The organism is Streptomyces sp. HSW2009, from assembly GCF_040240285.1.
In the GTDB taxonomy this organism is placed as follows: Bacteria; Actinomycetota; Actinomycetes; order Streptomycetales; family Streptomycetaceae; genus Streptomyces.
Window position 1 is genome coordinate 1 of record NZ_JBEHZD010000276.1, and the last position, 10,218, is coordinate 10,218.

Genomic DNA, 10,218 nt, shown 5'->3' on the forward strand with positions numbered 1-10,218 from the left:
CGACCATGGAGGGGTGAATGAGATTCCGCGCGGCACGGTGCAGGAGCAGACCTTCTACGAGCAGGTCGGCGGCGAGGTCTCTCGGGGCGGGCCCAGCCGCGTTCGGTCCGCTGTGCGCCGCACCGCCGTCGACGGACCGGCCGCACGGCAGCGGCCCCGGCGCCGGCCCGTACGGCACCGGTGGTGGCGGGGCTGGCGGGCAGGGCCCGCGGGGTCCTACGACTTCCGGCCTCCGCCGTGGCATCTGCGACCATGGAGGGGTGAATGAGATTCCGCGCGGCACGGTGCAGGAGCAGACCTTCTACGAGCAGGTCGGCGGCGAGGAGACGTTCCGGCGGCTGGTGCACCGCTTCTACCAGGGGGTCGCGGACGACCCGCTGTTGCGGCCGATGTACCCCGAGGAGGACCTCGGCCCCGCGGAGGAGCGGCTGGTGCTCTTCCTCATGCAGTACTGGGGCGGACCCCGCACCTACAGCGACCAGCGCGGCCACCCGCGGCTGCGGATGCGACACGCACCGTTCGCGGTGGACCGCGCCGCACACGACGCCTGGCTGCGCCACATGCGGGACGCCGTGGACGAACTCGGCCTCGCCCCGGAACACGAACAGCAGTTGTGGAAGTACCTGACGTACGCCGCCGCCTCGATGGTCAACACCCCGGGCTGACCGGCCCCGGGACCGCCCGGGCCCAGAACCGATCGGGCCGCGGACCAAGCGTCTGCGGGTGGGTCGTACCGCCGGTGGTCGTACCGCGGGGTGACCGCATAGGGGACGCGCCGCCCGCTGCATGCCCGTCCACCAGGTCGGTCGCGTACGGGGCCGGGTTTGTCTGTGTACGGGCTGGCCGCGTACTGAGCCGGGTGCGTACGGGATGCTGCCGCATGCGGGACCCCGTCGCGTACGAGCTGATCGCGCGGCGAGCCGGGCCGCGTACGGGCAGCCACACCACGGCCGGGCACACCGCGGCCGATCCCACCGCAGGCCAGCCCCACCGAGTACCGCACTCCCGCCGGGCGCCCGGACCGAGACCCGCGGGACAGCCGCAGGACGGGCACAGGACGGGCACAGGACGAGCGGCAGGACATCCGCAAGCCAAGCGCAAGGCGGGCACAGAGCAAGCGCAGGCCAAGCGCCAAGCAGACCCAGTGACCAGCAACGACCAGCAACGACCGCTTCCACACGCTCCGTATCGGATAGCGGACGATCTGTATCGGATTTCGGTCACAATCCGATCAAGTCCCGACCGCAACCGCTTTCAGCCCCCACCTTTCTCTGACAACATCCAGGCACGCTGCCGAGGCCGAGGCCCGTCATCCCGACCAGGGTGACCCCATGCCCGCCGTCGGCCGGCGAGACCGATGGTGGGGAAGCAGCGCGGGGGGTTCAGTGGCGGGCTTTGTGTTCCTGCGTGTCCGCGCGCATCGATTGCTGTTGGCCGCCGCGCTGTTGACGGTGTTGCTCACCACCGCGGTGCTGGCCACGCTCGCCGCGTTCACCAGCGCCATCGGCGACGCCGGGCTGCGGCACACGCTGCGTGAACGTTCCGCCGCGCCGGCCGCGTTGCGGGTCGCCACCGACCTCCCCGACGCCGAGCGGGCCGCCGGTGAACAGGCCGTACGGCGCGGCGCGGCGCGGGTCTTCGACGGGCTGCCGGTGACGCTCAGTTCGATGACGCGCTCCGGCCCGTACGCCTTGCCGCGCGAGCTCCAGTCGCCCGCCGCCCGAGCGGGCGAGCCCGATCTGACGCTGTTCGCCGCCCTCGACCGCTCCCGCGTCACGCTGGCCACCGGCGCCTGGCCCGATGCCGCACCGGCCGCCCCCGCCACGGGTGGGGACAAGGCCGGGGACAAGAGCGGTGGCAAGGCCAAGACCACCGTCCCCGTCGCGCTTCCGGAGACCGCAGCGGCCCGGCTCGGGCTGAAGGTCGGCGCCAGGCTGACCCTCGCCGACCGGCTCTCCGGGCCGCCGGTGCAGATCCAGGTCACCGGCGTGTACCGGCCCAAGGACCGCACCGACCCGTACTGGCGCCTGGACGAACTCGGCGGCAGTGGCGTCCGCACCCTCGCGTTCACCACGTACGGGCCGCTCCTCACCGACCAGGCCACCTTCGGCGGCCAGCAGGTCACCCAGGCCGGGGTGTCGTGGCTGGCCAGCGCGGACTTCTCCGGGGTGCGGGCGGACGACGTGGACGGGCTGCGGGCGGCGGCCGAGCGCGGCCGGGCCGCACTGGCCGATGACGACACGCTCGGCTCCCCCGAGGTCAGCACGGGGCTGCCCACCGTCCTCGACCAGGTGGACCGCTCGCTGCTCGGGGCCCGTTCGACGCTGCTGATCGTGACGCTGCAACTGGTGCTGCTGGCCGGGTACGCGCTGCTGCTGGTGGCGCGGCTGCTCAGTACGGAGCGGGCCGGCGAGACCGATCTGCTGCTGGCCCGCGGCGGCTCCGGCGCCCATCTGGCCAGGCTCGCCGCGGCCGAGGCGCTGATGTTGGCCGGGCCCGCCGTGGTGATCGCGCCGCTGCTGGCCGGGCCGCTGATGGAGTTGATCGCCGCCCACGGCCCGTTGGCCCGTATCGGACTCGACCTGGACACCGGGCTGACCCTGCAAACCTGTCTGGTGGGTGTCGCCGTGGCGCTGGGGTGCGCGGCGGCCGTGGTGGCGCCCGCGCTGCTCGGCGCGCGCGCCCGGAGCGGCCCATCGGTGATCCGCGCCCGCAGCGGCAGCCTGCCGGCCCCGTTGCGCGCCGGCGCCGACGTCGGTCTGCTCGTCATCGCCGGCGTCGCCTACTGGCAGCTCGACCAGCAGGCCGGCGACGGCAGCGGCGTGCTCAGCGGCGACGGCGGGGCGCTCGGCGTGGACCCGGTGCTGGTCGCCGCGCCCGCGCTCGCCCTGCTCGCCGGCACGGTGCTCACGCTGCGGCTGCTGCCGCCGGTGGCCAAGATCGCCGAGCGGCGCGCGGCCCGCGGCCGTGGCCTGCCCACCGCGCTCGCCGGCTGGCAACTCGCCCGCCGTCCGCTGCGCGGCGCGGGCCCGGTGCTGCTGCTCGTACTCGCCGTGGCGATGGGCATGTTCGCCGTCGGCCAGGGCGCCTCGTGGGAGCGGTCGCAGGACGACCAGGCGGACTTCGCCGCCGGCGCCGGCGTCCGCGTGCTCTCCAGCCGCACCCCGCAGTTCGGGCAGGGCGGCGCGTTGGAGGCCGTGCCCGGCGTGGCCGCGGCGGCGCCCGCCGCCCGGGTGCAGTTCGGGCTGTCGGGCGGGCGCGGGGCGACGCTGCTCGCACTGGACGCCCAGCACGCCAAGGACTCCCTGCTGCTCCGCGGCGACCTCGCCGACCGGGACGGCAACGGGCTGCTGTCCGCCGTGGCACCGCGCCCCGGCGGCGACCGGCCCGGCATCCCGCTGCCCGGCACCCCGGACGAGCTGCGCATCACGGCGCAACTCGGGGTGCTCACGGCGCCGCGCGACGCCGCCGAAGACAAGACGTCGGCCGACACCGCAGGCAAGACCTCGGCCAGCGTGACCGCGACCGTCGAGGACCGTTTCGGCGTCCCGTACCGGCTCCCGCTCGGCGTGCTGCCCGCCGACGGCAAGCCGCACACGCTGGTCGCCGGCATCGCGCAGGCCGCCGGCGCGCCCACCGGCAGGCCGGCCGGGCCGCTTCGGCTGGCCGCGGTCGAACTCGACGTGATCCAGCCGGCGCAGCAGGAGCGGCACCGGTTCGAGGTGACCGCGCTGGAGGCGGTGGCCGCCGACGGTAAGGTCACGGCGGTTTCCGTACCTGCGGACTTCGGCTGGCGGGCCGCCGCCACGTTCGTCGAGGACCAGCCGGGCGATGTGCAGGTCAAGCCGCGCGCCCAGCAGCCGCGGCGGACCGCGGACCGCCCGCTGACCGGCACGTACGAGACCGGTCAGCACCGCCCCGAGGTGCCCGAAGTGGGCCGGCCCACCGCCACGTTCGCCTTCGGCGCGCCCTGGCCGCAGCAGCCGGCCGCGCTGACGGCCGTCGCCACCGACCGCTTCCTTGACTCCAGTGGCGCGAAGGTCGGTTCGACGGTCAGCGTGCCGGTGGCGGGCGAATCGCTTTCGGTCCGCATCGTCGCCGCCGTACGCGGTCTGCCGACCACCGGTGCGGCGGCCGACCGGCTGGCCGGTACGGCCACCGAGCCCGCGGACGGCGCGGCGGGCCCCGAGGGCGCGCCGCAGGACGAGGCGTCGGACCGGGACGGCGGGGCGTTGCTGATCGACTTCCACGCCGTCAACCAGGCGCTGGCCGCCCGCGCCGGCGCGTCGCTGCCGCCCACCGAGTGGTGGTTGCGGCCGGCGCCGGGCAAGGACGACCAGGTGGTGACGGCGCTGCGGCAGCGGCCCGACGTCGATCCGGCGCTGGTCATCGCCCGTTCCGAGATCGCCCACGAACTCCACGACGACCCGTTCGGCGCCGGCCCGCAGGCCGGTCTCGCCGCGGCGGCGTTGGTGGCCGCCGCGCTGGCGGCGGTCGGCTTCGCGGTCAGCATGGCCGGCTCGCTGCGCGAACGCGGCGCGGAGTTCGGCGTGTTGCGCGCCCTCGGCACCCCGCGCCGCCAGTTGGCCCGGATGGTGGCGGCCGAACAGGCCCTGCTCATCAGCCTGGCGCTGGCCGTCGGCGCGGCCCTTGGCACCGTACTGACCCGGGCGGTGGTCCCGCTGATCGTGCTGACCGGCGAGGCGGCCAAGCCGGTTCCCGAGGTGCTGGTCGAACTGCCGCTCGGGCAGGTCGGCGGGGTGCTGGCGGCGGTGGCCGCGGTACCCGTACTGATCGTCGCGGCGGTGGCGCTACGACGCGGCGACCCGGCCGCCACACTCCGCCACCGGGGAGGTGAGTAGGCCATGCCCACGCCAGAAAGAGACCCGGCCGAGGCCGAGCGGCCTACGCAGGCCGATCCCGCGGGGACGGCCGAGGGGCCGGCCGCAGAACGGCGGACGCCGACCGGGGACGCGCCCGCTCCGGCCCGGTCCCGGGTGGTGACGGGGTGGGTCAGGCTGCGGCTGCGGGCCGCGCCGGGGGCGGCGGTCGCGCTCGGCCTGTTGGTGCTGCTGACCTCGTTCCTGGCCGCCGCCTTCCCGCGCGGGATCGACGCGTACCAGCCGCATGCGATCCGCGAACAGCTCTCCGACGCCGCAGCGGCGCGCAGCGCGTACCAGATCACCTCGGGCCCGCCCGGCGCGCAGCGTCCGCAGCACGAGCGGGCCGCGGCGCTGGCGCCCGGGCCGCTCGCCGCGCAGTACCGGGCGCTGCGGGAGCGGCTGCCCGACCTGGTGCGCACCGACGACGCGCAGTCCGCGCGCGGCGTGCGGACGCCCGAGCCGCTGGTGGCCACCGACGCGTACCTGCCGCGGCCCGACGGGCTGCCGCCCAAGCTGTCGCTGACGGCCCAGTCGGGGTTGCCCGAGCACAGCACGGTCAAGGCCGGGCGGATGCCGCGCGGCGCCAACCCGTTCAGCGACACCAGCGAGGCCACCGGGCGCGGTCCGGAGCGGCTTGAGATCGAGGTGGCGGTCACCGCCGACACGGCCAAGGGGCTGCACCTGCGGCTCGGTTCGCTCATCCACCTCAACGCGCCGGGCACCACCGAGCTTTCCGCGAAGGTGGTCGGCATCCTCGCCCCGAAGGCGCCCGAGCTGGCGTACTGGTCGGTCGATCCGCTGCTCGCAGCGCCGGGCCTCACATCGGTGACGTATCCGGGCGACACGCCCAAGCAGTTCTGGGTCGGCGGGCTGCTGCTGGCCCCCGAGGCCGGCCCCGCGCTGCTGGCGGCGAACGGCGCGCCCGAGACGTTCTGGCGGCTCGCCAACGACCCGGACGCGTTGACCGGCCGCGACGTGTCGCGGCTGCGCTCGCAGATCGCCTCGCTGGAGAGCGGCCCCGACCTGGTGGAACTGCGCAAGGCGACCGGCCCTGGCACCGAGGTCAGCACCGACGTCGACGCCATCGTCGCCGACTTCGGGTCGATGCGGGACGCGGTGGCGCCCGTGGTGGCGGTGGCCGCGTTCGGCGTGGGCACGGTCGCCGCGGTCGTGCTGCTGATGGCCGGTGGCCTGGCCGCCGCCCGGCGCCGCGCCGAGTTGACTCTGCTGCGTTCCCGCGGCGGCTCACTGGCCGGCGTCGGCCGCCGACTCCTCGCGGAGACCTCGGTGATCGCCCTGCCGGCCGCGGTGCTGGGCTGCGCGATCGCCGTCGTGACGGTGCGCGACGCACGGCTGTTGCCTGCGCTGCTGGCCGCAGCAGCGGTGGCGGCACTGGCCTGTTTCGCCCTGCCGGTACGCGCGGTCGCCGCCCATCGCCGCCCGCTGACCAGCGTGGAACGCACCGATGCGGTACGGGTACGACCCTCGCGGCAGCGCACGGTGGCCGAACTGACCGGGCTGGTCCTGGCGGTCGGTGCCGTGGTCGCGCTGCGCCAGCGCGGCACCGCGAACGGCGAGGTGGACGCGCTGGTCAGTGCGGCGCCGGTGCTCATCGGCGCCATCGCGGCGATGCTGCTGGTCCGCCTCTACCCGCTGCCGCTGCGGCTCGCCACCCGCCCGGCCAACCGGCGGCGCGGCGCGGTCGGCTTCCTGGCGCTGGCCCGCGCCGGCCGCGCCCCGGCGACCGGCGCGCTGCCCCTGCTGGCCCTGATCACCGCGCTGACCACGGCGTCCTTCGGTGGCTCGGTGCTCGCCGGGGTGTCCGACGCGCGCGAGCGCGCCTCGCTGCTGGCCGTCGGCGCCGACGCCCGTGTCGATGCGCACCGCAACCTGCCGAAGGAGTTGGCCGCCTCGCTGCGTGCGGTGCGCGGCGTGCAGCAGGTGCTGCCCGCGCACATCGAGTACGACCTCCAGTTGAACGACGACGGGAGCGAGATCGCCCTGGTGGTGCTCGACCCGGACGCGTACAACGCGCTGGCAGGGAAGGTCGGCACGGACCGCATTCCGGCCGACGCGCTGCGCGGCAAGCGCGGTCCCGTCGTACCGGCCATCGCCTCCCCGGGCGTCGCCAAGCGGATGGGCAAGGGGCCGCAGGACCTGCGCCCGCTGGCCGGTGACATCACCGTGCAGGTGGCCGCCGTCCACGGGGGCACGCCGGCCACCCAGGTCAGCAACTACCTGCTGGTCAGCGCGGACCGGCTGCCCGGCGCCGCCCCGACGACGCTGCTCATGGCGGGCAGCGGCGACCACGGTTCGGGCATCGACGCGGCGGCGCTGCGGGCGGCGGTGCAGGCCGCGACCGGCGGGGGCGCCGCGGTGGAGGCGCCGGCCGGCGGCTCCGGTACGGGCGATGGCTCGGGATCGGGCAGCGGCTCGGAGTCGGGCAGTGCGGGCTCGGGCGACGGCGCGGCGACGGCGGATGGCGCGCAGGGCGACTCCGCCGGCCAGGCCGGCGCGGCCGGCGGCAACGTCCGCATCAAGGTGCGCGCCGAGGAGCACGCGGCGCTGTCCGACTCGCCGTTGCAGGGCGGTACGGAGCGGCTGTACGCGGCGGCGGTCACCGCCGGCGCCGGCTACGCGGCGCTCGCCGTACTCCTGTCGCTGCTCCAGGCCACCCCGGAGCGGACGGCGCTGCTGGCCCGGCTGCGCACGATGGGCCTGAACCGGCGGCAGGGCCGGCGGCTGCTGGTCCTTGAGGCGCTGCCGCAGGCGCTGCTGGCCGCGGGCGGCGGCGCGCTCGTCGGCTACGGCACGATCCAGTTGCTCGCACCAGGGCTCGACCTGACCCGGTTGGCACTGTCCGCCCGTACCGGCTTCGACGAACTGGGCACCGTACGCCTGCACGCGGACGCGTTGTCGCTGCTCATCCCCGCGGTGGGGGTGGTGGTGCTGGCGCTGCTCGTGGTGCTGGCACAGGCGTGGTGGAGCGGGCGCCGCAAGGAGAACACCGAGCTGAGGGTGGGAGAGACGCGATGACGCAGACGGCGGCGGGCGCGGGCGGAGGCGGCGAGGACCGTACGGCGCAGCGCGCGACAGGAGCCACCCCGACGGGGCGGGGCGCGGACCGGAACGGTGGGGCTGCGGCTGGCGCCGGGGCTGGTGGGGCTGTGGCTGGCGCCGGGGCTGAGGGTGCCGCCGAGGCCGGTGGGGCTGTGGCTGGCGCCGGGGCTGAAGGTGCCGCCGAGGCCGGTGGGGCTGCGAAGGGAGCCGCTTCGGCTGCGGGTGGGGTGCAGGTTGCCACCCGCGATGCCCGGCCGGCCGTCCCCTCGCTGGCCGAACTGGAACGCCGGGCCACCTCGCACCGCGACCGCCCGGCCTACGGTCACGACGCGCTGATCAGTTGCGACCGGCTGGTCCGGGTCTTCTCCACGGACGGCGTCGAGGTCCAGGCCCTCCAGGGGCTTGACCTGCTGGTGTCCGAGGGCGAACTGATGGCCCTGGTCGGCGCGTCCGGTAGCGGCAAGTCGACCCTGATGAACATCCTGGCCGGCCTCGACGTGCCGACCGCGGGCGCGGCCTCGGTGGCCGGCAGCGACCTGCTCAACATGGACGCCAAGGCCCGGCTGCGCTACCGCCGCGACATCGTCGGCTTCGTCTGGCAGCAGACGGCCCGCAACCTCCTCCCGTACCTGACCACCATCCAGAACGTGGTGCTGCCCATGCAGTTGCGCGGCCGTGGCAAGCAGCGCGCGGCGCGCCTCGCGCACGCCGACGAACTGTTGCAGATGCTGCGCATCGACCACTGCCGGGACAAGCGTCCGCAGCAGATGTCCGGTGGCGAGCAGCAGCGGGCCGCCATCGCCGTGGCCCTGGCCAACACGCCCGCGGTGCTGCTCCCCGACGAGCCCACCGGCGAACTGGACTCGGCCACCGGCGAGGAGATCTTCGCGGCCTTCCGGACGGCCAACGCCGAGTTGGGCACAACCGTGGTGATCGTGACGCACGACCAGGCGGTGGCGAACGAGGTCCGCAGGACCGTCGCGATCCGGGACGGCCGCACCTCGTCCGAGGTGTTGCGCCGTACCGAGGTGGACGCCGAGACCGGCCAGGAGTCGATGGTGGCCCGCGAGTACGCCATGCTCGACCGCGCCGGCCGGCTCCAACTCCCCGCCGACTACACCCAGTCCCTGGGCATGGAACAGCGCGTCCTCCTCGAACTCGAACCCGACCACATCGCCGTCTGGCCCGACCACACCCCACCCACGACCTCGGGCTCTCCCGATTCGTCCACGGCCCCGTCCGTCAACCCGCCCGTCGACACCGCATCGTCCGCGGGCACGGGCGCCGACACGGGCGCGGGCGCGGGCGCGGGCGGGTGAACTGAACCTCGCCGTGCCGCGCCGCCCCACCGCGACCATCGGGGCAGCGCTACGGCGACCAACGTCCGTGCCAGTTCGGGGTGGAGCAGTGGTCTTCACCGCCGCGCGGGGACGGGTTCGAGGAACGGGGTGGGGGCGAAGTCCCGCTCGGAGTCGGGGTCTTGCCCGGGGCCGGGGTCTTGCCCGGCGGCGGGGTCTTGCCCGAGGCGAAGTCCTGTGCAGCGGTGAGGTCCTGCCAGGGGCGGGTGCCGAGGCGGAGGCGGAACCCTGCGCAGAGATGAAGTCCTACGCGGGGATAGGGCCCGCTCAGGGCGAAGTCCTGCGCGGAAACGCGGCCCTATCCGGCGGCGGGTCCTGCCGGGGCGAAGCCCCAGCGGGAGGCCGCGGGGCGAAAGGCTGCGGAAGCCGGATTCCCAGTGTCCCGCCGGGAGGGGAAGCCCCGATGGAGGCCACGGAGGGGGAGGCCGCCGAGGGGGAGGCCGCGGGAGCCAGTTCGCCACCGCTCGGGTCCCAGCCCCCGCCGCCTGATCCGCCCGACACCCGATCCACTCGTCGTACGCGCCGGGCTGCCTACTCCGCCGAATCGCCCTAGGCCGGAGTGACGGAGAGCCCGGACAGCCCTCCCGTGCGCACGGCTATCGAGCCGTACGGCGTCCGCAGCCGCAACCAGCCACGGGCCGCGAACAGCACCAACACCGAATCCACCGCCCCAGCGGCAACGGGGCTCACTCCAGAGCCAGAACCGGCGTCCGCGCCAGTGCCGGAACCGAGGCCGGTGCCGGTGTCGGAAGCTGGGCCGGTGTCAGCGCCGATACCCGCGCCAGGGTCGGAGTTCGAACCGTGCGCCGCGGCGGCAGCTCCCGCCGGCGCCAGGACCGAGGGCTGTGGCCGTCCCGCTTCGCCCGCCCCGGGGCGGGGGCGCCCCCCGGCGACCCCCCGCCCCCCCCCCGGGCCCG

The 10,218-nt window shown here is 75.5% G+C and carries 4 protein-coding genes; all 4 read left to right on the top strand.

Going from position 1 to position 10,218, the window contains the following annotated elements; all coding sequences use genetic code 11:
• Positions 1-260: 260 nt before the first annotated feature.
• Entirely contained in the window at positions 261-665 is a 405-nt protein-coding gene (locus AAHZ94_RS20095) for a globin (RefSeq protein WP_349994356.1), read from the top strand.
• Between the two features lie 720 nt (positions 666-1,385).
• Positions 1,386-4,862: an FtsX-like permease family protein gene (locus AAHZ94_RS20100; RefSeq protein ID WP_349994357.1), complete on the top strand. Its 3,477-nt coding sequence runs from the start codon at positions 1,386-1,388 to the stop codon at positions 4,860-4,862.
• Between the two features lie 3 nt (positions 4,863-4,865).
• On the top strand, positions 4,866-7,919 hold the full coding sequence (locus tag AAHZ94_RS20105) for an FtsX-like permease family protein (protein WP_349994358.1): 3,054 nt from the start codon (positions 4,866-4,868) through the stop codon (positions 7,917-7,919).
• Between the two features lie 251 nt (positions 7,920-8,170).
• Positions 8,171-9,262, top strand: coding sequence for an ABC transporter ATP-binding protein (locus AAHZ94_RS20110; RefSeq protein ID WP_349994359.1), 1,092 nt, complete (start codon positions 8,171-8,173; stop codon positions 9,260-9,262).
• Positions 9,263-10,218: the final 956 nt, after the last annotated feature.